The sequence below is a fragment of the Candidatus Trichorickettsia mobilis genome (assembly GCF_034366785.1).
GTDB lineage: Bacteria > Pseudomonadota > Alphaproteobacteria > Rickettsiales > Rickettsiaceae > Trichorickettsia > Trichorickettsia mobilis_A.
On the sequence record NZ_CP112932.1, the window covers coordinates 778,442 to 803,631 of the forward strand.

The following is a 25,190-nucleotide window of genomic DNA, read 5'->3' on the forward strand; positions in this document are numbered from 1 at the left end:
ATTTTTGTTTAAATTTTCCGAGAGCGTGTATCTATTCACGTCCCTGGCGCAAACATTTACCGTATCAGGTATACAGATGGTGAGTTTGACAACAAACTCTGCTTCCACGGTGTCATTCCCAGCAACGGCGATCTAGCGTACATCTAAGCATTTGAGGTTTTATTCCTAGATTCCCGCCGTTGCTGGGAATGACATCGAGTGCGTTATAGTGTATATATCATACATCTGCGGTTTGCCAGACCCCTGAATAGATACGAGAACGTTCGCAGAAACCTATACCGTCAAGTTAAGGAAAAAGAGACGATATGAACGTTATTGCTGAGCCATTTGAGTCGAAGCAATCCAGTAAAACATGTTGTTCATTTCCTGGATGGCTCGCATGCGCTCGCAATGACGGGTCTCTTATAAATTACCACACTTTTTTGAACATTCTCATTAGACCTCTCTCACAAACTCGCTGTTGATAGAGAAGTGGTAGGAGATTTAGGCGCACAGGACCGGAGTGTACTTGACGTACACGAGGATCCGAGCACAAAATCGACGCACCAATTTTCATCAACAGTAGAGTTTGTAAGAGAGGTCTATTCTTAATCCAATATTTTAACAGTTACACCATCTTGAACTTTAGTAAGTCCTTCAAGCACGATTTGATCACCCTCGTTTAAATTATCAGAAATTATTTCTATCAAATTATTAGTACGAGTACCAAGTTTAACATATACTTGTTTTATTAAATTATTATCACCAATTTGATAAACAAAATTACCATTTTCATTTTGTAGTACAGCAAGTGATGGTACTGCAAGCCCTTGATGTTTATTGATAGTTAATTCTGCTTGTACGTAGCTACCATGAGTAAATTGCGGTTTATCATTAAGATTAACTTGTATTCTCACCGTACCATTCTCAGATAAATATTGTGAAATTGAGCTGACATTACTAGTAGCTACATTACCAAAGCTGTCAGTAATTTTCACTTCAGTATTAGTGTGTACTGCTTTACGCAAAGATTCTGGCAACTCTAATATAATAGTTTTGGCTTGGCCGGCTACTATGCTAAATAAATAATCCCCTATATTAACATGATCACCCATCCTTAACTTTGAAACACCAATTTCTCCATCAAACGGTGCTGTAATAACCATATTATTATATGTATTTATAGCTTGTGCCAGCTCATACTTAGCTTGCTCAAGCGCAAGTTTTGATTTATCCAGCGTGTCAAAACTAATCACTTTTTTGGTAAATAAAGCCTGATCACGTATGTATGATACATTTGCTAGGTGCAAGGCCGCTTGAGCCTTACTACGAATAGTTTCAGCAAGCGCACGATCAATGCCTATAATTAAATCGCCTTTTGCAATTTTCTGCCCCTGTTGTTGTGAAATAAAGTCAACAATCCCTGCAACATTAGCATAATAATCATGATTTTTATCGTTACGAAGAAGACCAGCAACATTGAACTTATCAAATAACTCTACTGAACACACCATTACTGGCTTAATAAATATTGGTTTTTGCCAGGCTGCATTAATGTTTATTGAAAAAAGCATCATAATAAGAGCTAAGATTAGTTTATGCAACATGTGGATTATTCTTGACAAACTGATTAATAAAATTATTTAACTTGCTGAAATATACGAAAAACTAGCATTATAGTCATCAAGTTTTTAAATAAAATTTGATAGGTCAAGGTTATGCCGTATTCATCGAATATCAGTTGATTTATTGTTGCTAAAAGACCACTTTAACGTCTGTTTTATCATTAATTTTTTTTCTAACCTATGCAGTTTCGGTTTATATCTTGATTGCTTATGCCTCGCATAATAAAATAGTTTTTGCATTATTAATCAATCCTTCTATGAGGTTTAAGTATGAATTTTTTAAATTTTCGCTTGGAACTAGATCGTGATCTAGTGTGGCATCTGTTTTTGGCGCTTTGTACAATCAGTTTGGTGTTAATGATGACCGATGTAGCATTAGCAAGCGCCAGTACATCTTTGGATCCGAATGACGTAGTAGGTGCAACATTATGTCGTTTGGTCAAAAATTTATCAGGTGGTATCGCACGTGGTATTGCAACTCTAGCTATTTTTGCCGTTGGTGTTGGCTTATTCCTTGGTAAGCTAAACTGGGGTATAGCTGCTGCTACTGCTGCTGGTGTTGGTATAATATTTAGTGCACCTAAATTAGTAGGTTTCTTATCTGGTGATGGTAATTTAGCTACCTGTCCAGTATCTTAACCATTTGTGGAGTATAACTAGAGTTAGTTAAGTGGTACATACGCGTCAAGTTAAAGAAAATTGATGCTCAGTCGTCATTGCGAGGCTACGTTAGTTAATTGGCCGAAGCAATTCAGTAAACATGCCTTCACATTTCTTGGATTGCTTCGACTTTCTCAACGAGACGGTTTATTTATATCGTCTCTTTGCTCCTTAGCTTGCGCGTGCACTACCTAACCTACCGACACTATGGCATTGTTAACAAAGCGTTGATAATGAGGCGATTTATAGGCATTTTCCCCTACAAAACTGCAATGTATTTAATATACATGAGGATTCGAGGACCAGAAAATAACGTATAAATCGCCTCATTATCAACGCTTTAGTTAGCTTTAGTTAACAGTGCCATAACAATCAGGATAGGTTTATGTAAGAGGTCTATTATGTTATCTACGTCTGATCAAATCTTTTCAAATCTTTATGGCCAAGAAGGAGCTGACTTGAGTAGCTCAAGAAAACGTTCCGATTGGGATAATACCAAAAACCTACTTGACCAAGGCAGAGATTGGATTATCGCTGAAGTAAAAAAATCTGGGTTACGCGGCCGTGGAGGCGCTGGTTTTTCTACCGGTGTGAAATGGTCTTTTATGCCTAAAAACAGTTTAATGCCCAGTTATCTAGTGGTAAATGCCGATGAATCTGAACCAGGCACCTGTAAAGATCGCGATATTTTAAGATTTGAACCACATAAGCTAATAGAAGGTTGTTTGCTTGGTAGCTACGCCATTGGAGCGCAAGCTTGTTATATTTATATACGTGGTGAATTCTATAATGAAGCGCTGAGTGTCCAAAAAGCGATAGACGAAGCCTATAGCGCTGGACTGATAGGTAAGAATGCGTGCGGTTCAGATAATAATATTGATATTTATTTACATCGTGGAGCTGGAGCTTACATTTGTGGTGAAGAAACAGCGTTACTGGAAAGCCTGGAAGGGAAGAAAGGTATGCCTAGATTAAAGCCACCATTTCCAGCTGGAGTTGGTCTCTATGGATGTCCTACTACTATTAACAACGTTGAATCAATAGCCGTAGTACCTACCATCTTAAGAAGAGGAGCTGATTGGTTTGGGTCGATTGGTAAGCCGAACAATACCGGTACAAAAATTTTTTGTATATCTGGTCATGTCAATACTCCGTGTAATGTAGAAGAAGCGATGGGTATTCCATTGCAAGAATTGATAGAAAAGCATGCTGGTGGTGTGCGTGGTGGTTGGAAGAATCTCAAAGCTGTTATTCCCGGGGGATCTTCGGTACCTATGTTACCAAAGTCCATTTGTGAAACTGTGACTATGGATTTTGATTCTTTACGAGCAGCAGGTTCGGGTCTTGGTACCGCAGGAGTGATCGTTATGGATCAATCTACAGATATTATCTATGCTATTGCCAGACTTAGTAAATTTTACATGCATGAATCTTGTGGGCAATGCACTCCCTGCCGAGAAGGTACAGGGTGGATGTGGCGAATGATGATGCGATTAGTGCAAGGAAATGCAGAAATAAAAGATATTGATCAATTGTTAGATGTTAGTCAACAAATAGAAGGACATACTATCTGCGCCTTAGGAGATGCAGCTGCTTGGCCAATTCAAGGTTTAATCAGGCATTTTCGTGGTGAAATTGAGGAACGTATAAAAACTAGCTAGTATGTTTTGTTTACATCTACCCTCTTAGAGCCTGTCAGATCAGTAGATATAAGAGAGGAAGTTTTAGGAAAAACGAAGTCGAGTACCGTAAGCAGTTTTTTGGTTTGTTTCGGAACTTCGACTGCGTTTTGAGTGAGCAAAATTACCTCTTATATCTACTGATTTGACAGGCTCTAAGATAGGCTCTTAGGTTTTTGTAAGCTTTGATGTTCTATAGTTGTGTTCGCAAAAGAGTGTTTATTAAATCATATGTGCCAAATTAAGGAAAAGAGACGATATGAACCGTCTTGTTTGAGGTCACGTTAGGCCGTAGCAATCAGTAAATAGTTGTTTTCCATTTCCTGAATTGCTTTCTACAACGCCATCGCAATGACGGTTCATATCGTCTCTTTTCCTTAATTTGGCACATATAGTTCAATAAACACCTACAATTTGCACCTTTCCTGTATGATTCAACTGCTGCAAAGCTTAATCTAATTCAGACGAAATTAGACTTTGGAATTCATTTCTGGTTGTGATTTAAATTCATAAATCACTATTATTATAATAATAGACCTCTTGCATAACCTAGAGATGGTCGAGGAATTTTTCAGACAAAACTCGTCTCCGTTCCGCAAGCAGTTCCTTTGTTTGTTGCGAAACGGAGACGAGTTTTGACAACAAAATTACCAACCAGAATAGGTTAATGCAAGAGGTCTAATTTATAAATCAAGAATTTTGTACGCAATGCCTAGGTTATACGATCTATCTGCTAAAAACATCTTAAAAAGTCTATAATATAAATGTTACCATCCATTGCACAACATGCTAATCAACATGGTATTCATCCATTAAAACGGTATGGACAAAATTTTCTCTTTGATTTTTCTTTATGTGAGAAAATAGTACGAGTTAGCCAACTTAAAATTGGTGCTAATGTAATAGAGATAGGGCCTGGAACTGCAGGATTAACTAGAGCTATTTTAGCTAGTACACCTAAGTCACTGACTGTTATTGAAGCAGATTATCGATGTGTAGCTTTACTGGCAGAAATTAAACATTTATATCCAAATTTATGTATTATTCAAGGCGATGCTTTAAACTGGAAATTATCTGACTTAACTACTAACGACCATAAGATCGACATAATTTCTAATCTACCTTATCAAATAGGTACTACTCTATTAATTCAATGGCTAAAAAGTACTAATTATATTAATAGCATCACTGTAATGTTGCAACGTGAGGTAGTCGATCGTATTTGTGCAAAACCGGGAACAAAAACTTATGGTAGATTATCAATATTGTGCCAACTAATTTGTGATGTACAAAAATGTTTTGATGTTGCACCTAAAGCATTTTATCCACCGCCAAAAGTATATTCAAGCGTGGTAAGATTATCTCCATTAGCAGTAATTCCAGAAATATCCATAATAGAGCGGGTAGAATTAATCACAAGAACAGCTTTTGGTGAACGACGTAAAATGCTTAGGTCTTCCTTGCGGTCTCTAGATAAAAATATTGAAGATATATTATATAGTATTAATATAGATCCAGAGAGTAGAGCTGAGAACCTCACACCAACAGATTATCTGACTTTAGCCAATTTAAAATTAAATTTCTTATCTTAGATATGAAAATACTAGACAACTATAATAATTGGAATCAAGAAATTGTCATACTTAGCTTGATGATGCTATTCGCTATAATTTTTGTAATGTTTTTACAAAAATTTATGATTTCTACAATTAAACATTTTGTTCATAAATTTAATCCAACTTATGTCAATATATTAGAGCAATATAATTTTTTCCGTTATCTGTTACACAGTTGTTTTGCTTTATATTTATTATTCTGGAGTAATTTATTTCGTCTTAGCGGTATTTTTTCTCCATTTTTTTATAATATACAAAAAATTGCCCTTGCTATATACTCGACCATTGCGATTGCGTTGTTATTAATAGCAATAAACAATATTGCAAGCCGAATATATGCAACTAATGCAGTAGTAAAGCGCATTCCTATTCGTTTACATGCACAAATATTAAAAATATTTATCTCAATTTGTGCAGTAGTAATTATTATCTCATACGCTTTCAATATTTCTTTAATTTCTCTAGCTACAAGCTTAGGCGCAACAACTGCATTATTGACCTTTGTATTTAAAGATACAGTATTAGGTTTATTAGCTAGCTTACAATTAACATTCCAAGACATAGTTCAAGTAGGAGATTGGATATCTGTACCACAATATAATGTCCTGGGAGAAGTTTTAGAAATTACTATCACGGTAGTCAAAGTAAAAAATCCTGATCAAACAACTTCAACTATTCCTACATCAACATTACTTGCAACAAATGTAATTAACTGGCGAAACGTATATGAAGTAGGCGGTAGAAGGCTACAAACTGCAATTTATATTGATATAAATACTATAATGTTTTGTTCACAAGAGCTTTTAACTCACTTACAGCAAGTATGTCTTATTTATGATGAGAGCTTTAGAGTGAATGGTGCAGACAGTAAGATAACAAATATTACTCTTTTCCGTTTGTATGCATATAGATATTTGACAAATCATCAGCAAATACATCAAAAAGAGTTTAATTTTATTGTGCGTGAATTAGATCCAGCTCCTACCGGATTACCCATAGAAATTTATATCTTTACCAAAGAAGTAGAGTGGTCTAAATATGAAAACGTAAAAGCTGAAATTATTGATCATTTAATTTCAATTCTACCAGAATTTAAATTGAAAGTATTTCAATATCATACTGCCAGTCAATTTTGTCCTCCTCAACTGCTTAAATAATAGATTCAACATGAAAAAAGCTTATTGCAACGATCTCTTGCGTGCTTTATATTATATCTTTAACAGTCTAAATTCTTGAAGAACCCAATCTCATGCTAAATTCTAAACATGTAGTATTAGTAAATGACCAAGACGAGGTATTGGGTACTGTAGACAAACTCGCAGTACACGATCTTAATACTCCGCTACATAGAGGGGTATCCGTATTTATTTTTAACTCTAAACGGCAACTATTGCTGCAAAGAAGACATCCATCTAAGAAAACATGGCCTAATTTCTGGTCAAACAGTTTTTGCGGTCATCCGCAACTTGATGAAACATATGAACAGGCAGCATTTCGTCATGCTCAATTTGAGTTAGGTCTAAAGTTAGACGAACTATCATTAATTTCTGATTATCGTTATAAATTTATGCATAACAATATTGTGGAGAATGAAATATGTCCTATCTACTTTACAATTTCAGATCAATTAATGTTGCCAAATTTTAAGGAAATCTCAGAAACTAAGTGGATAAAGTGGACTGAATTTTTACATTCTACTACAACTACACCAGAAATATTTACGCCCTGGTGTATAGAAGAGGCTAAAATATTACAAGAAAGTGATATATTTAAACGATATTTCTCTGAATTGATTTAGCTGCCTCAGTTTAATGACGCTATACAGCTTTGATTTAATAACGTCGGTTAGGGTAACGTCAAATTTTAAGCGTTCACGGTTTTTAGAAAAAGTCATCATTGTGGGATTTTGTTAAAAATTTAAGCAATTGTCCAAAGTCTTTGTAATGTAAAGTTGAATTATAACATAATTTTTATAGAAGTCATGCTGAATTCATTTCAGCATCTCCTAAAACCATCTTAAATAACTATATACCTCTCTTTTACTCGAGCTGCAACTGGATCACTACGCGGAGCCTTACGGCTCCTCGTGATGACGCCTTGTATGCGGTTACTAACGTCAAACTAAAAAACTCGTGAACGCTCACGCTTACACTCTTAGCTGAAATGTATTATTTTTATTTTTCAATAAATCATACCAATATAATGATTTTTTCAAAGGTCGTTTTGACTTCTACGACCTACCGGCACCTTGAGTTTGCTTTAGATCTTTTGGAGCAACAGAAGTACGTCCCTCTATTTTTGGATTAGCTATACTTTCTACAGTTTTTTGCGCAACCTCAAGGTTTTTTGCAACAATTAATATTGGATCTACTAAAGTTTTTACCTTTTCTTGTAACTTAGTTTTAAAATCACCAGTAGCGACTTGATTCTTATCAAGCTCTATGGTACCAGTGCCACGATTCTTGCGGTCAAGAATCTCCTTCGTACCTTCACGAAAATCCTCTACAAGTTCTTTTGCCAATGTTTCAATAATCTGCGCCCCATTTTTTGGTGTCATTACCTTTGAGATATCTTTCCCTTCATTTTCTATCTTAATCTGATGAATAACATTTTTTAATGCATTTTCAATAATCTTGGCATCACTAAATCTTGCGCCACCTTCTTCTATTGCTGCTGCGCCGAATAAATTTGCACTAATTGTGTTGGCTACAGTTTCTATACCTTCGTGTTCTTTCTTATTTAGTGGATAAAGATCAGGTACTTGTGCTTGTGATAGTTTTTATCTCTTCTTCGTTTAGTTTGATTGTGCCACAAGCAACATTCATTTCGGCAGTAATCTTATTTGCTATTGTTTCGACTGGGATATTTGCTTTTAGTTGAATTCTTTCATCATTGCGTGTTACTGCCCCAAGCATAGTTTTTTCTGTAGCATTATTTTTTATTACTTCAGTAATTTCAGCAATTAGCTTACCTCCCTCAAGAGTTCCTAAAAATTTATTAAGATCAACTCCAGGATTATCTTGAGTAAATTTAGTGGTCGCTTGTTGTGTTAATTGTTTAATAGTTAGACCATCTTTACCACGACCGGTACCTTCTTTGAATAAGTTTGTGGTTACCTCATCAGCGATCCCTTGTGCAGCTACAGCATTACGAGTTGTTTCGAGATCATTAGTTCTGTTTTCTAGAAGTATAGTCATTATATTACTAGTTTTACCTTCATAATCAGCAACGTGAGTTATTTTTGCTGGATCGATTGGAAAGTTTTTATCGGTTATATCTTTAGGAGTTGCAGCTAAGCTCTCGTTTATATATTTTTTAACAGCACCGCTCTCACGAATAAGTTCTTTAATATTAGCGTTAAGAGCTGTTTTTTGTTCAGTACTCATCGGAGTACCAGCATTACCTGCAACCTCAGCAATTGCATTAACTACTTTTTCAATCGCCTTATCACCTTGCTGTTTTATTATATCTGCAAATGCTCCTTTATCGGTTATAGCTGTCTTATTGAAATTATAAGTCTCAACAAATAATTGTTTATTTTCTGGAAATTTTACGTCAGTGAGATTAGTTTCTTTAAGGTTGACGTTGTCCATTGAAGTCACTTTAGTTAAATCAGCCAGTTTTAATGATTTTCCTGATAAATCGATGCCAGAAAAATCTCCGACAAGTTTTTTATTTTCCAATGAAATCTCTTTTCCTTCAGCGATCATGCGTTTTAAATCAGGACCAGTAATTACTCCATGAGTATCATTAATTTGGGTCTTGATTCTATTTGCTGCATCTTCAACTGAAATATTTGTTTTTAGTTGAATTCTGTCACTATCCATTCTTACTGTTCCAGCCCAGGTTTTCTCTATTATTTTATTATTAGGGTCTCGTATGGTTTCAGTGATGCCATTAATTAATTGAGGTTTTTGCTCTGGATTATCCAAAGCTGTAGCTAGTCCAGTTTTGATTTCAGGATTGTCTTGAGCAAATTTGACTACCGCTTGTTGTGTTATCTGTTTAATAGTTAGACCATCTTGACCACGACCGGTACCTTCTTTGAATAAGCTTGTAGTTACCTCATCAGCGATTATATTTGCTGATATAGTATTACGGATTGTTGCAATATCACTAGTTTTGTTCTCTAAAAGTATAGTCATTATATTACTAGTTTTACCGGTATAATCAGCAACGTGAGTTATGTTTTTCGGATCAATTGGGAATTTTTTATTGAGTGTGTCTTCAGGAGTTGCTTCCAAGCCCTTTTTGATATATTCACCAACAGCACCACCATCACGAACTAGTTCTTTGATAGTAGTATTAAGAGCAGTTTTTTGAGCATCGGTCATTGCTGGTTCGTGTCTATCTGTAACAACTCTAGCAATTTGAATTACTGCTTTATCAATAACTTTATCTTGTTGAGCTTGAATTGTTTCCTGAGAAATTGCACCTGCAGTAACAACTGCTTTATCAAGGTTATAAGTATCTGCTAATATTTTACCTTCTGGCAATTTTACCTTGGTTAAATTAATATCTTTTAGATTTGCATTTTGCATTGAGGTAATTCCAGTAAAATCAGCTCCATCTAACGGTACTTTTAAGAAATCCGCATTGCTGAAATCTCCTACAAATTTTACTCCGTTTAACGAGATATTGCCCTTTTCTACTTCACTACGGATACTTTTAAAGGTAGCAGCATCTATGGTTGCTCCAGTGAAATCTGTATTTTTGAAAGATGCACCATCAAAAGTTGTATTTTTAAATATTGTATCTTTAAATGAAACATTTTCTAGCTTGGAATTAGCAAAATTATTTCCTTCAATTATCAAATTTTCTAGTTTTAATTTTTCATCTGCGCTCTTACCTGCAATTGTCATATTCTGCAATAAGCTATTAATTAAATTTGGATTTGTCTTTAGTTCAGGTTCAAGATCTTTTTTTAGATAATCATTGAATTTTAGCGGCTCTGTAGTATCTCGATACGCATAAACTGAGTCTTTTAAAGTCTGAGTTACCCATTCCTGTTGTTGTGCTTTTGCTTCAGCTGATGGCGTTCCTGCCCCGGTTGCCCACTGATATGCAGCTCGTATACCCTGTGTTGTGACATTTGCTGCGATATTTGCTGCAGATGTAGGGTCATTATATGCTATGGTAGCAAGAATTTGTGTTCCGTACTTAGCCATCTCTGTTTTATTACCGTCATCATATGCTTGTACTAAATGTCTCATTGGTTCTGGATTTTGTAATATAGTGTTAGCAATCTGCCCTACATCAGCTCCTGCAAGATATTTTGAAACCACTGATTCTGGATCTTTCTTTAATTCACCAACTACCTTATTCACTATTTGTTTTAAATTTTCTGTATTGCTTTTGATATAGTCTTTTAATTCATGATTCTCGAGTAACAGACATGTTTCTTTGGCAACATTAGTCCACTTTCCTTGTTGATAAGCTTCGGCAATTTGCTCAACTTTTTCTTTAACCTGGTTATTTTTTATTAATATTGTAAAGATCTGTCCAATATCGTCTGTAACTTTTACTCCTATTGTTGCTTCCACTGCTTTTGCTGTGAGCTCTACCCCAGCTTTAGCGAGAGCTCCTTGAAGTTGAGGGTCTTTCGCCAATTCACTAAATTTTTGAGTGATCTCAGTATAATTGCCAGTTTTTTGGGCATCAATAATTTCGATCAGTTCTTTTGGATGCTTCAGTAGAGCTGGTACGATGTCATACAATTCTCCTTTAAGCCCCATCCCCTTAAGAGCAGGAGTTTGCTCAATGGTTGTATTTAACACATTAACAAATAGATCTCTGTTTTCAGAGAAATATTTTTCAATATTTGAGTTGTCCTTAACGTTAGACAGCAACGTTTTAACCATTTCTGGGTAGTCGCTTTTTTGAAATTGATTGAAAACTTTTTGTAGTACCTCAGGTTTGTCTAATAATAAGGGAAAAATCTTGGTAACTTGAGGCAAATCTTTAGTAGCAAGACCATACTGATTTAAGGTCTTGTCTAAATTATTCATATCCATGAATTGTGGCAGCATTTTATTGATTGTAGTGCCGAAAGTTGGGGCATTATGTTGTAGAAATTGCTGAAATGAGCGGTCATTGATGGCTAAAGCAATGGCGTCAGTAGCAATTTTTGACATATTAGCTTTTGAAGAAATAGCTTCAACTGCCATATTTTTGAGTTTTGTTAAATTTGCAGTGTTAGCTATAGTACCTTTAAGCGCTGTCATTGATTTCTCATTGAACAGCTCAGGGTTATCCTTAACCACGGTAATGCCAATGCCTGATAATGCCTGAGTCAATTGAGGTAATCGTTCAGTTATATCTTGAATGAAAGGCAATAGTTTTGGCTTTTCTAATAGATCTTTTTGAAAATCAGGATCTTTGAAAGCCTTAGTTATTTTATCACTATTCCACCATAATTTAATAGCCGCTCCAAAACCAATTTCACTTATTGCCTTCCATGCGAGACCAAAACTCCAATCAGGGTTAGGCTTGGTATAATCTTTAATAAAACGGTCGAAAATTTCTCCCGTGCCTTTCTTTTTGGCAAGAACACCATCTATCAATAGATTAAGACCTTCCCATGATTTTCTTTTTTGTTCTAAGGTTAATTCTGATTCCTCTGCCATAAAGACCCCTCATAATAAGCACTATATGTTGTTTTTAATGATTACTCATACAATGATATACAAGTAGAAATTAATAATTAATTAATTTCTATTATATAAGTAACTATTATTCAAAATAAATTGAATTTTTTATCAATAAAAAAGCAGAAAAATAGTAAGGTTAAAGGGTTAACATGCTCTTTTTTAAGATAAGCATGTCTAACAAACTTCAGGACTCTCATAGTTATAAATTTGCACAAGCTAAATACAAAATCAGTCCAGTATATTTTTAAACTCGTTAATTACTGTCATTTATGACACACTGTTAAATATGCTGGACTTCTCTCATAAACTGCTATTACAGACAATTACGTTGTCACACACATAGAACAAATTCAAAACAAAATGTATGTGCGGGTCAAAGCACTAAATACTTCTAATTTAGGACTGAGATTTATAGTAGAAATCAGTGACTTTTAGGTTATAGTTATTGAGCACTCTTGCCCCCGCAGTTTACGTTCCTCTACTCAAACTATACGATCTCTGTAAAATCTCCTAACAACTCCGGTTGAGTATATGATATTACGTCAAGTAAATGTGAATAATGTTTAAAAAACATACCATAGATACTTTTATCTACTGTATTTAAGTACGCTGCTGCATGTGTTTGAATTATACTAAACTCCTCTTTACTACAAGGAACACCATTAGCTAAATCTGCTATCATCTTAACACATTTATTGGAGTCATTATATGCAGTATATACAGTTTGTTGAATATTTTTATATAACTCTTCTGCCGTTTTATATATTGAACATTTTTCTTTAGGAAAACATTTAATTATAGTTTTTAATTGATCAATATTCAATTCACTGTCTAATAAATGACAAGTTGCTGGATCTAGTAATGAAATTTGGTAATTATAAAAAATACTATTAATCTTCAGCTTTACTACCTCAACAAAATTTAACCATTGTTCAAATAAATTATTAGTCTCATTAATATCAATATTTTTGGCTTCACAATAATATTTAAAATATTTCGCACTAATTTTTTCATGCAGCAGGTAGTAATTTTCTTGTCCTTTATACTTTGTTAAGATTAACATACTAATATATTGGTCTAAAAAAGGAGCAAATTTATCATAAGTGTTTACTACTCCTTGTTTAGAAATTATTTGTTGAATCTCATCTTTTCCTGAGCCGTGATAAATATAATTTGTAAGTTGATGGTTAATGATATTAGGAGTGACTATTTTTTTGTCGTGATGGGTATAATATAAAAGATCAATACTTTTAAGTTGGCAAATATTATTCCGAATTTCTGCATCTATATAACAGTTATTATATGGATATCCAGTAGTGAAAAATTTAAAAAAAGCTTCCTGCCCTTTATCCAGTAAATATAACAATTGTTGAGGTTCATAATGCTCAAAATCATTAGGATCTTCAAGAATTATAGGCTTAAATCCATGCGATACCAATTCTTTATTTAGCCATAACGTAATAATACTGCGACAATTACCATCGGAAGCGTTATGTATATCTTCCACAGTTTGTGCCATTGTCACTATATGAAGTAGCAAGGCTTTTTGATCTTGAGCTAATTCTGTTTTGATTGAGTTATATTTCGCACTTAGTATTTCAATATATTTTTGTCTTTCTTCTGGCGTCCAAATTGTTTCAATAATCCCTCTGGTAGCTGACTGTGGAACATATTTCCATGGAGCCTTATCAGCGTCAACCTGAATTTGAATTTCTTGAGCTCGTACTGTAAGATATTGTTCAGCCGAAGCTGGAACGCCGAATGTTCTTTTCGTACCAACAATAGTAGATTTCCAACTAAATAATAAATGATCTTCAAAAGGAAATGCTGATTCATGGATTTTTGTAAGTAATTTATAACTTAATGGTTCATCAATATATTCTTTGCTAAATAACCATTTGGCTGTGTCTTGCATTCTTTTTAGACCATGCATTTCTCTCATTGCCCAATCTAAATGACCAAATTTAGCTTCGTTTAGTCCATTTTGTTGTTGTGGCTGCTTTTGTTGCTTCTTACCATCAACAAATAATCTCCAAAAATTATCCTGAGTTAAAATTTGCTGTAATTGCTCTATATATTCTTCTTTTTTACTTTTCATTATTTAACTATTATTTAAATATCTGCACATATGTATTAGTATAATTAACAGTTATAGTCAAGATTTTTATAAAATGACAATATATATACACATAATGTTGCCTAATATTAATACTAGACAACATTACCAAAAACCAAATATGATACTTATACCGATACAAAAGCTGGATACTGATTTTTAATTGACTAAGATTGCAGGTACAAACAGAACGTTAAAATGATTTTTAGGATATTTTTACATTTCTTAGATTTTTATGATAATAGTAAGCTTTGTGAATAAAATTTTACTTAAGAAGATAAGAAAATAGACAAAAACTCAATTAACGTTTTGTTTACCTACAGTTAGAGTCATATAGATAGTTACAGACGAGTAAGTCTGCGTGGATATTTGTTGCGCACAACAGGAGTCCTGCTGAATTTGGCTGCAATGCCTAGACGACAGCGACACTATACATGCTTTAATTTTTTTTTATTTTAAGTCCGCTTTAATCTATTTATTTACATGTAGGATCTAAAGCTATATTTATTACATATTGGGGTCGTAGCTCAGCAGGATAGAGCGAGTGATTCCTAATCACTAGGTCGGAGGTTCGAATCCTCTCGATCCCACCATATATACCTAAATACCGACTCTATAACATAATAATAATAACAACCGCTATGAGTTCTATTCAACTGCCAGAACAAGAATAATATAAATCACTTGATTTTATAAAAGATCTTAGAGCCTGTCAGATCAGTAGATATAAGAGAGGAAGTTTTAGGAAAAACGAAGTCGAGTACCGCAAGCAGTCTTTTGGTTTGTTTCGGAACTTCGACTGCGTTTTGAGTGAGCAAAATTACCTCTATATCTACTGATCTGACAGGCTCTTATTGGTGAACAATCTTTATTAGATTAATAAGGTTTGTGACAACTTTGTTGGGAGGTATGGTGTTTTGGTGTTTTGAAGTTTCGTCTATATACGCATCAAGTTAAGAAAAGAGCCTACCTCATTGCATCGCCTCTTCGGCTTGCAATGACGTTCATATCGCTTATTTTTCTTTAACTTGACGCATATGGTTCTACTACTGTCTTAGGAGTTAAGCACTAGACAAGTATTAGAACCGCAGTTTACACCATACCAACTTATCGATTTAAGTTATAGGTAGTGACTGAATTTTGTAAAGGCTCCTACAAGCCTAGAATTGTCGCATGGGCTATACTGCTAATTTTTTAGGACGAGACTTAAGGATACGTGGTCTTACTGTAGGTTCAGCCTTTCCTTCGATTACCTCTTTTGAGATATAAACCTGCATCTTTTTTAGATCAGTCACATTATACATGCTTTCTAATAATAGGCTCTCAATAATTGATCGTAAACCACGAGCCCCAGTTTTTCTCTCTAAAGCCTTTTCAGCTATTGCTCCTAGTGCTTCATCATCAATCACAAGCTCTATATCATCAAGTTCAAATAATTTTTGATACTGCTTTATTATTGCATTCTTAGGTGAGGTTAGAATAGTAATTAAAGCTGATTTATCTAAATCATCTAAAGTCGCAACCACCGGCAATCTACCAATAAATTCTGGGATCATTCCAAATTTAATTAGATCCTCAATTTCAAGTAATTTTAATACATCACCATGCCTCAGCTCTTGCTTAGATTTTACATCTGCAGCAAACCCTATTGCACTTTGCGCTGTACGGTTAGCTATTATGGTCTCTATACCCATAAAAGCTCCACCACAAATAAATAATATGTTAGTGGTATCTATTTGCAGAAACTCTTGCTGAGGATGTTTTCGTCCACCTTGAGGCGGCACAGACGCAACCGTTCCTTCCATAATCTTAAGCAATGCCTGCTGTACTCCTTCACCGGAAACATCTCTGGTAATTGATGGATTCTCAGACTTACGCGCAATTTTATCTACTTCATCAATATATACTATTCCTCGCTGTGCCTTAGTAACATTAAAATCAGCAGCTTGAAGTAATCGTAACAATATATTTTCAACATCTTCACCAACATAACCAGCTTCAGTAAGAGAAGTGGCATCAGCCATAGTAAAAGGAACATCTAAAATTTTTGCCAAGGTTTGTGCTAGTAAAGTTTTGCCGGATCCAGTAGAACCAATAAGCATAATGTTTGATTTGTTAAGCTCTACGTCAATATTGCCTTTTTCAAGATACTCTAACCTCTTATAATGGTTATATACTGCAACAGCCAGTACTTTCTTAGCACGATCCTGTCCAACTACGTAATCGTCAAGAATCTGACGAATTTTCTTTGGAGCCGGTATTGAAGAAGTGGTTTTTTTAAGACCTATTTTATTCTCTTCTTTGATAATATCCAAACATAACGCTATACATTCATCGCAAATAAATACCGTAGGACCTGCTATTAGTTTCTTTACCTCATATTGATTCTTTCCACAAAAAGAACAATGTAAAGTTTTTTTCTCGCTTTCACTTACCATATTTGTTTAAACTAATTTATTTATTAAAACTTGTAGCTACTTATTTTGTAGATGTAAATCAATTTTTTAATGCACTTATACTATTTCTTCCTAGGAATCAACTCTCTATTAGTAATAATCTGGTCAATAAGCCCAAACTCCTTTGCTGACTCAGGATCCATAAAATTATCGCGTTCCATATTTTTTTCAATATGAGCTAGTTTTTGACCAGAATGTTTTACATATAAATTATTAAGCAAGGCTTTAATCTTAAGAGTCTCTTTAGCATGTATTTCTATATCCGTAGCTTGCCCCTGATAGCCACCGGATGGCTGATGAATCATGATCCGGCTATGCGGTAATGCGTACCTCATTCCTGAAGTCCCAGCACTTAACAATAATGAACCCATTGAACAAGCTTGTCCAATACATAAAGTTGCAATCTTCGGTTTTATGTATTGCATAGTATCATAAACGGCCAAACCAGCTGTCACCACTCCTCCAGGAGAGTTAATATACATATAAATATCTTTTTCTGGATTATCAGCTTCTAAAAACAATAATTGTGCAACTACCAAATTTGCCATATAATCTTCTACCTGACCACAAACAAATACTATACGCTCCTTTAATAACCTTGAATAAATATCATACGATCTTTCGCCTTTAGCGGTTTGTTCCACTACTATTGGTACATAACTCATGTTTTTTCCTTATTAAGTTATCTTAAAATTCATTAGAGATGAAATAGACGAAGGTCAAAATCAAGAAGAGCTAGTAATTCTGAAGTCGAGCACCGCAAGCAGTCCTTAGTACATGAGGAGCGCAGATCTTCAAGAATAACGACGCCAATTCTTGATTTTCACCGAGTCTATTTATAATAGACCTCTTTCGAAACTCGCTTCTGGGAGAGGATTTGAAGGAGACACGGAACCTCGACCCGCAGCGCACTCTAGGTTTGTTTCGGATTCGAGTACCGGATCTGTGTACAAATCATCCGCAGAAGTAGAGTTTCGAAAGAGGTCTAATGTTTGGTTGCTATATTACTATCACCCAAGTAAGTAGCAAAAGACCATTCATACCCATCTATATCAAGTAATGTACAAAAACGATCGCCCCAGAATCCTATGCTAGGAATCATTTTAGAAATAGCTCCTACTTTGATTGCCTGTTGGTATAATTTATCAACATCTACACAATAAATATACATACTTAATGGCATAATAATATTTTGGGTTATTGGAGCTTTATTGATATTACCAAAAGCTCCTTCAGGACAAAACATTATTATTACTTCTGCCTTACGCATTTCTACATGAGTGATTTCATTACCCTCACCATGCCCTAGTTGGATTACTTCGAAGCCAAAAGCCTCTTTATAAAATTTTATCGATTGTTCTGCATTTTGTACCGTAAGATATGGAATCAAATCTGGCACTCCTTGTGGCTTATAGCTATTTACCATATATATCAATACTCTTTAGAATTTATAGACCTCTTGCATAACTATAGCTGGTTTATAATTTTGTTGTCAAAATTTGACTCAAGTCGCAACATGTACTAACGACATTTGCGATCCTCGCTTGCATTTTTGTCTGAAAAATTCTCAACCATTTCTAAGATGGTAGATATAAATAAAACGCTAAGATGATTTTTAGGATATTTTTTATATTTCAAGGCAAATTTGATGATAATAGTGGTGCTATTGAATAAAATTTGAGTAGGGAGATAAAAAATATCCTAAAAATCATCTTAGCGTTTTATTTATATCTACCATCTTAGTGTTGCGCGTTAAATTTTTATAATCATTGTATTTTAATAAGTCAAGCTGGGAAGAGAATTCTTTACAAGAACTATATTTATTTAACAAACGTTGTAAACCCGTACAATGTTCTTTTAGTTCTATAGAGGTTAATTGTATTTCTGTAGTTTTAATATATGGTTTAGAACTGGCAATTTTTACATATATGATTCGTGGTGCATTACTTATTTTTACATTAGCTATATTAAAGCCACTATCTAAGGCTATCAAAGATTCTACTATCAATTGTGGAGATAATCCGGATAATATATCTTTCCTGGTTGGCACTACACCAGTTTTATAATCTATAATAGTCAGTTGACCTTGAGTATCAACTTCAATTCTATCAGCAATTGTAGTTATTTTTATTTTTTGGTTACTAGTTTCTATAAACGTCTCTCCAGCAATTTCAGCATAGATTTCTTTGGCATCACTACGACGATTTAGATCAAATTCAATAAATTCTTCAGCAAATGCTGCAAACTTATTTCGCCAAACTAATTTGGTAGCCATTGGTAAAATATTATTTGCTAATATATTAGAACTAATATCTAATATATAGGATAACGCATCCTGTGCTCTCAAACTATTATTATAAGCTTTTGTATATTGTTCGATAATCTTATGAATAAAACTACCAAATTCTGCCAGATTTGGACCATTAGCCAGGCTCTCCTGTTTTCTTAATCTTAGTATCTTTTTAGCATAAAAACTATAAGGGCTGCGAATTAATATTTCAATATCTGTAGCTGATAGCCTATCCGGAAAAAAATCGCTTGTCGCTGCTGTGAACACATTTGACAAGTCATCAACATTACTTGATGGCTTCCTCTCAACCACTTGTGTAGGGGTAACTCTATTCACAATATCATTCACAGAGGTAGAATTTTGAAAGAAGTCCAATAGAATTTGTAGTCTTTTTATATAGCTAGAAGGTAAAAGTTCGCTTTTACCTTCCTGTTTCTTAAATCTAGTGATTACTACATGCGAATTATGCAATAACAAATAAAAATTATATAAAGATAGCCCCCACCGTATTTGTTGTGAATACAATTTTAACTCTTCTTGCATCTGTCTACTAAACCACGGATTATTAGTAGGTGAAGTTGGCCATTCTCCTTCACTAAAATTAGTCAGAATCACTAAATCAAATTTTAATAATGCCGCATCCTCAGGCCTACAAATTATTAAATTAGAATTATTATTCTCTGCAAAGGATCTTGCTTCTATTATTAAAGATCTCAAAATCTCTGGAAAATCTATCAAACTAGGCAAGACAAAATGCCAATTTAAATTTATCAATTCAGAGAAGAATTCATGAATATCAAGCTTAGACCAAAGTTGCGGATAAAGTTTTTCAGCAATAATAATAATTGATTGTAAAATATTACTAAACTTATAATTCTGTATATACAAATCACTCCCCAACAAATGCTGTAAATTTTCATACCATTCTATTAATTCCTGATTTTTTGTAGCAGTAACCAACTCTTTCAACTGTTGCCAATTTGAAATAAAACGATTTTTACTACCTAATAATTGTTCAAATTGTACAACTGAGGGAGAATATATAAGAGGATTTTTTAAGAAAATAAGTAATTTTTTTAGATCAAAAATATTACATACCAACTCACTTAAGGAAAATATTAAATGAACCTCTTGAGTTTTACTTAAAGAAGAACCAAATAAATCGTCAAAAATTAAAGCAGCAGAACGTAATCTATTACAATATAATTCTTTGGTTTTTTCATTATTAACAATGATTGCTATCTTTTTATTATCGGCATGTTTCAAACACATTAGACTTATTGCTTCGGCCTCATCAAAAATACTCTCATACTCAAAATATTCTATATTATTTATATCAGCTTTATTAGATATTGATGCTATTAGACCTCGCTCACAAACTACTTCATTATCCGCAAAAGTAGGTTTGTGAGCGAGGTCTATTGTTGGCATTATTAATTTATCCAATGTGCTTACTGCTGCGATATTACCTAAATGTTGAAAATCTGATAAATTCTTATTTAAGACAGTAAGTAATTTTTGTAAACAATATAGCACATCTTCTCTAGGTTGCGTACAGGAGCTAATTTTTTGATCATTGAAATTAGTAATGGGCGGTAAAATTATATAACCAGTTGGCAATTCAGCTATTTGTTTTAAAAAATTCCATATTAAATTATTATGACCAAATATACCGGCTACTATTATTACCGCTTTATCATTTCGTAAACGTTCAATTTCAACTTTTATGTTACTAATCTGATAATGTGCTTTATCAAGCTTTTGTAAATTAGTTATTTTTTGTTGCCATTGTTCATATGCATATTCTAAAAATTTATATATTGTTTGCCAATGTTCTGCTTGTTCAACAGTCGGTAAATTTTTTATCCTTTCAATAGATATATCACTGATGATTAATTCATAAAATAGCTGAGCTAATTTTGAACTAAAATTTAAAGATGGGCTGATGTTAAGTTGTAATTCCTTATAATCAAAAATAATTTCTGCCAATATTATTTTTTCTTCTAAATAAGTGGAAACACTAATGTTTTTCGTAGGAATGGTAAATACTTCCGCGCCTTCAGCGATGAGATTATCTAAAGGGATGATGTTCGGTAAGATACTGATTTTTTGTTTTTCTATTAGAATTTTTTGCAGATTTAAGCATGCACTGCCACTTGGCAAAACAACTTTTAACTGATCAACATTATTGGATAATTTGGCAATTATAAAATCAGCAATAATATTTAGGAATGAGTGATATGGTGCAACTCTATATAGATTCATTAATACTATCTTAAATGTTATGAGAAGAAACTTAAAAAATACTAACTAATTCTTAAAGTAAAAACCTCAACTTTAAATAAACTAATTCAAAATTAAACTACAATAAATTTTCTTCCCATAACATAAAGCACTTATTCACTATCTATAAATGTTAGCAATAATCACGAGGGTGGTGTATAATATTTACTTACCAGAATCTCTTCTTTTGCTTCCTTTTTAGAATTTATATACTCTAAACTCAACTTAGAAATTGCTAATAATTTTTTGGATATCAATTTTGATATAGTGGTTACAGATAATATTTGATGATCATTATCACTAAATTCTTTAATACTTTTGAATTTATTTTCAAATTGTAAATCGTTTTTTCTAAACACAGAATCTTGTTGTTCTAGGTGATTTACATTCATCATATTCATGATAACCTCCAATTATTGCAAGGTATAAGTATAACAAATTATTTATTATACATCTATTATAGTAAAACAACTAAAGATTAAGTCAAATAGAATTTTATCGTTTTTATAATAAATTTATTCAATTTCTAATTTATTTATATATTTTTTATGATCATAAAAGTTTTTCATGATAATTGCTGCAGTTTCTTCAATTGATCTTCGAGAAACATCGATAACTGGCCATCCTTTTTGCTGGCACATACGTTTTACCTGAGTACATTCTTCCTGAACTATTTTTAAATCCGTATAATCGGTTATTTCAGTAATTTGTAATAAATTCATTCTTGCTTCTCTAATCTCAATAAGTCTTGCTGGATTAATAACTAAACCAACTATTAATCTTTGATTCAATTGATATAAATATTCTGGGAATGGAGAATTATAGATATATGGTACGTTAGCAGTTTTAAAACCATTATAGGCTAAATAAACTGCTGTTGGTGTTTTCGATGTTCTTGAAGGACCTATCAAGATTATATCAGCTTCATTTAGCCCAATAATATTTTGACCATCATCATGCCTGAGAGTATAATCTATCGCATTAACCTTATCAAAATAGCTTGCATCAAGCTTAGTACGATTTTGCATTGAAATATCTTCTGCTCCTATTCCTAGCAGCGTTGATATTTCTTTTACGATCTTACCAACAATAGAGATACATGGAATTCTTAATTTATAACAAAATTTTTTTAAAATATCTCTTAATTCCGGATTAGAAATAGTATACAACACTATCCCTGGCTTTTGTTGAATTTTTCTTAATACTTCATTAAGCAATTCCTTATTCCTAACTAATGGCCAATTATACTCTTTTGCTTTTATATCAGAAAATTGTGATATTGCAGATTTGGCTGCATATTTTACGGTTTGACCGGAAGATTCTGATATTAAATGTATTATTACTTTTTTCATTAATTTTCACATTTCTTTGTGGATAATTTTATTAAAAGTAAATTATATTAAAGTTTGTTTTATTCAAAAAAACCACTACATATAGTGGTAATTTACAGTATAAATACTATAAAATTAGTCTATTTTCTTATGTGAATAAATTTGTGTATAACTATTAGCTTAGTAAAGCAGACAAGGCTTATCTACATACATTCAAGCCCTTATACACTAATTTATCCACTGTATAAATTAGTAATTAAATAATGTGAAAAATACTTGAAATTGCTGATAGCTACAACAATTCCTAATGTAAAAATATGTTGATAAAGCTGTTGATAAGTTTTAACCTCTCTTTTCCACTGCGTATACTATAACAAAATTTTTAACTATATAAATATTATATAATTGAGTAAGTTATGAATTCTATTCTGCAAAAATTTGTTACTAACAATCAGAATACTCCTATTTGGCTAATGCGTCAGGCCGGCAGATATTTACCGGAATATCTGAAAATCAGAAGTACAGTTAATAACTTTCTCGATCTTTGTTATGATCAAAATAAAGTGGTAGAGATAACGCTACAACCAATAAAAAGGTTTGATCTTTCAGCTGCAATTATCTTTTCCGATATTTTAATTTTACCGCATGCTTTGGGGTGGCAAATAGAATTTGTAGAAAATATTGGCCCAGTTTTAGCACAATTTAAATCAGCTGCAGATTTTAGGTACCTAGATAATAATGATAGTAAAAAACTACAAATAGTATATGATGCAATTGCTAAAACTAAAGCAAATTTACCAAACAATATTCCATTGATAGGCTTTGCTGGAAGCCCTTGGACGGTAGTAAGTTATTTGTTAGAAGGTAAGGGTCAAAGAGACTTTTTATCAAGTAAAAAATTTATTTATCAAAATCAAAACTTAGCTAAGCAACTTACAAATTTAATTACCGAAAAAACCATTCAACATCTGATAGAACAGATAAAAGCCGGTGTTGATTTAATTCAACTATTTGATTCCTGGGCAGGAATCTTAAATAATACTGAGTATAATGAATTTGTTATAGAGCCAACAGTACAAATTGTAACAGCAATTAAAAACATATTTCCCGATATACCAATAATAGGTTTTCCTAAAGGGTCTGGTTTTTTATATGAGAAATATATTACTGATGTTACTGTTGATGTAATTGGAGTAGATCAGTCGGTGCCAATAAGTTGCATGAGAAAATGGCAGGATAAAATCATAGTACAAGGAAATCTTGATCCGGTAATATTGCTGACTACCAAAGAGATTATAGCGCAAAAAGCCGATGAAATTTTGTCAAATTTATCAAAAGGAAATTTTATATTTAATTTAGGACATGGAATTTTACCACAGACTAAGCTTGAAAATGTTGAATTTTTAGTTAATTATGTCAGAGAATACCGATATTAGAAAAGCAGAGAAGGTTGCAATAGTTTTATTCAATTTAGGCGGTCCAGATAGTTTAAATTCTGTACAATCTTTTCTGTTCAATTTATTTTATGATCCGGCAATCATTAAGCTACCTAACCCATTACGCTTTTTAATTGCCAAACTAATTTCATTTATTAGAGCTGAAAAAGCTAAAGCAATATATGCTTTAATCGGTAATAAATCTCCTATTTTAGAAGAAACAATTTTACAAAAAAAAGCATTAGCTGATTTATTATCACAAAAAATAACTACAAAGTTTGAGATTTTTATCTCTATGCGCCATTGGCATCCAAGAGCTTACACAGTAATAGATCAAATAAAACAATATCAGCCGCAAGAAATAATATTATTACCGCTATATCCGCAATTTTCTACTACCACTACTGGCTCTGCAATTAACGAATTTCGTAATCTAATCAATAAGAGTGAAATTAATAAAGAAGTTCCAATAAAAACCATTTGTTGCTACAGCAGTGAAAGCGATTATATAAAAGCTCATCTTATATTAATTAAGCAAGCAATAGCAGCAATAAAAGACGATGCAAAATTTCGTATATTGTTTTCTGCTCATTCATTACCAGTAAAGATTATCAATGAAGGAGATCCATATCAATGGCAAATTGAGCAAACGGTAAAGCAGATAATAGCTGAGATAAATATTAAAGATCTTGATTATAGAATTAGTTATCAAAGTAAAGTTGGACCGGTAGAGTGGTTAAAACCAACTACTGAAGATGAGATTAAAAATGCTGGAATCGAAAACAAATCTTTAATTGTAGTACCAATAGCCTTTGTATCTGAACATGTAGAAACTTTGGTAGAGCTTGATATAGAATATGGCAATATCGCAAATCTTTATCAAATACAGTATATTAGGATAGCAACTTTGAGAATAAGCGAATTATTTATTAATAGTCTTGCGAATATTATTCAGAGATTTATAAATAATAATGTAAATGATATTTGTTCTAGCAGTAGTTTAACAAAAATATGCCCAGACAAATTTGTAAAATGCCCATGCAATGTTCAAACTTAAATTAATAGGAAA

At 33.0% G+C, this 25,190-nt stretch carries 17 protein-coding genes and 1 tRNA gene; 8 read left to right on the forward strand and 10 right to left on the reverse strand.

The window, feature by feature from the left end; genetic code table 11:
- Positions 1-587: 587 nt before the first annotated feature.
- Complete coding sequence (locus tag Trichorick_RS03575) at positions 588-1,586, reverse strand: efflux RND transporter periplasmic adaptor subunit (RefSeq protein WP_323737670.1); 999 nt, start codon at positions 1,584-1,586, stop codon at positions 588-590.
- A 288-nt stretch (positions 1,587-1,874) separates the two neighbouring features.
- Between Trichorick_RS03575 and Trichorick_RS03580 the strand changes: the two genes are divergently transcribed.
- The 5 genes from Trichorick_RS03580 (at position 1,875) to idi (ending at position 7,357) form a co-directional block, all read left to right on the forward strand.
- Positions 1,875-2,243, forward strand: a complete 369-nt coding sequence (locus Trichorick_RS03580; RefSeq protein WP_323737671.1) for a TrbC/VirB2 family protein — start codon at positions 1,875-1,877, stop codon at positions 2,241-2,243.
- 422 nt (positions 2,244-2,665) lie between these two features.
- Positions 2,666-3,925 carry an NADH-quinone oxidoreductase subunit NuoF gene (gene nuoF, locus Trichorick_RS03585; protein ID WP_323737672.1) on the forward strand — a complete coding sequence of 420 codons (1,260 nt, stop codon included), beginning with the start codon at positions 2,666-2,668 and terminating at the stop codon, positions 3,923-3,925.
- Positions 3,926-4,707: 782 nt separating this feature from the next.
- Positions 4,708-5,535, forward strand: a complete 828-nt coding sequence (gene rsmA / locus Trichorick_RS03590; RefSeq protein WP_323737673.1) for a 16S rRNA (adenine(1518)-N(6)/adenine(1519)-N(6))-dimethyltransferase RsmA — start codon at positions 4,708-4,710, stop codon at positions 5,533-5,535.
- A gap of 2 nt (positions 5,536-5,537) precedes the next feature.
- Positions 5,538-6,716: a mechanosensitive ion channel family protein gene (locus Trichorick_RS03595; protein ID WP_323737674.1), complete on the forward strand. Its 1,179-nt coding sequence runs from the start codon at positions 5,538-5,540 to the stop codon at positions 6,714-6,716.
- A 92-nt stretch (positions 6,717-6,808) separates the two neighbouring features.
- Positions 6,809-7,357: an isopentenyl-diphosphate Delta-isomerase gene (idi, locus tag Trichorick_RS03600; protein ID WP_323737675.1), complete on the forward strand. Its 549-nt coding sequence runs from the start codon at positions 6,809-6,811 to the stop codon at positions 7,355-7,357.
- Positions 7,358-7,789: 432 nt separating this feature from the next.
- Here idi and Trichorick_RS03605 read toward each other — a convergent pair whose 3' ends face one another.
- From Trichorick_RS03605 to Trichorick_RS03615, 3 genes are all read right to left on the reverse strand, one after another.
- Positions 7,790-8,116, reverse strand: coding sequence for a hypothetical protein (locus Trichorick_RS03605; RefSeq protein ID WP_323737676.1), 327 nt, complete (start codon positions 8,114-8,116; stop codon positions 7,790-7,792).
- 196 nt (positions 8,117-8,312) lie between these two features.
- On the reverse strand, positions 8,313-12,185 hold the full coding sequence (locus Trichorick_RS03610; RefSeq protein WP_323737677.1) for a pentapeptide repeat-containing protein: 3,873 nt from the start codon (positions 12,183-12,185) through the stop codon (positions 8,313-8,315).
- Between the two features lie 511 nt (positions 12,186-12,696).
- Complete coding sequence (locus Trichorick_RS03615) at positions 12,697-14,307, reverse strand: hypothetical protein (RefSeq protein ID WP_323737678.1); 1,611 nt, start codon at positions 14,305-14,307, stop codon at positions 12,697-12,699.
- Positions 14,308-14,841: 534 nt separating this feature from the next.
- On the opposite strand from Trichorick_RS03615, the gene Trichorick_RS03620 reads away from it, so the two are divergent.
- A tRNA-Arg gene (locus tag Trichorick_RS03620) sits at positions 14,842-14,918 on the forward strand.
- A gap of 585 nt (positions 14,919-15,503) precedes the next feature.
- Here Trichorick_RS03620 and clpX read toward each other — a convergent pair.
- From clpX to Trichorick_RS03650, 6 genes are all read right to left on the reverse strand, one after another.
- Complete coding sequence (clpX, locus tag Trichorick_RS03625) at positions 15,504-16,763, reverse strand: ATP-dependent Clp protease ATP-binding subunit ClpX (RefSeq protein WP_323737679.1); 1,260 nt, start codon at positions 16,761-16,763, stop codon at positions 15,504-15,506.
- An 80-nt stretch (positions 16,764-16,843) separates the two neighbouring features.
- Positions 16,844-17,446: an ATP-dependent Clp endopeptidase proteolytic subunit ClpP gene (clpP, locus tag Trichorick_RS03630; protein WP_323737680.1), complete on the reverse strand. Its 603-nt coding sequence runs from the start codon at positions 17,444-17,446 to the stop codon at positions 16,844-16,846.
- A 320-nt stretch (positions 17,447-17,766) separates the two neighbouring features.
- The gene (locus Trichorick_RS03635) at positions 17,767-18,207 is read right to left on the reverse strand and encodes a VOC family protein (protein ID WP_323737681.1); all 441 of its coding nucleotides are present in this window, start codon (positions 18,205-18,207) and stop codon (positions 17,767-17,769) included.
- Between the two features lie 282 nt (positions 18,208-18,489).
- Complete coding sequence (locus Trichorick_RS03640) at positions 18,490-21,336, reverse strand: PD-(D/E)XK nuclease family protein (protein WP_323737682.1); 2,847 nt, start codon at positions 21,334-21,336, stop codon at positions 18,490-18,492.
- 161 nt (positions 21,337-21,497) lie between these two features.
- Positions 21,498-21,755 carry a hypothetical protein gene (locus Trichorick_RS03645; RefSeq protein WP_323737683.1) on the reverse strand — a complete coding sequence of 86 codons (258 nt, stop codon included), beginning with the start codon at positions 21,753-21,755 and terminating at the stop codon, positions 21,498-21,500.
- 114 nt (positions 21,756-21,869) lie between these two features.
- The gene (locus Trichorick_RS03650) at positions 21,870-22,706 is read right to left on the reverse strand and encodes a pyruvate, water dikinase regulatory protein (protein ID WP_323737684.1); all 837 of its coding nucleotides are present in this window, start codon (positions 22,704-22,706) and stop codon (positions 21,870-21,872) included.
- A 395-nt stretch (positions 22,707-23,101) separates the two neighbouring features.
- Between Trichorick_RS03650 and hemE the strand changes: the two genes are divergently transcribed.
- Both hemE and hemH read left to right on the forward strand, forming a co-directional pair.
- Positions 23,102-24,121 (forward strand): uroporphyrinogen decarboxylase, encoded by a 1,020-nt coding sequence (gene hemE, locus Trichorick_RS03655; protein ID WP_323737685.1) that lies wholly within the window; start codon positions 23,102-23,104, stop codon positions 24,119-24,121.
- Positions 24,099-25,178: a ferrochelatase gene (hemH, locus tag Trichorick_RS03660; protein WP_323737686.1), complete on the forward strand. Its 1,080-nt coding sequence runs from the start codon at positions 24,099-24,101 to the stop codon at positions 25,176-25,178. The genes hemE and hemH overlap by 23 nt, the downstream gene beginning before the upstream one ends.
- Positions 25,179-25,190: the final 12 nt, after the last annotated feature.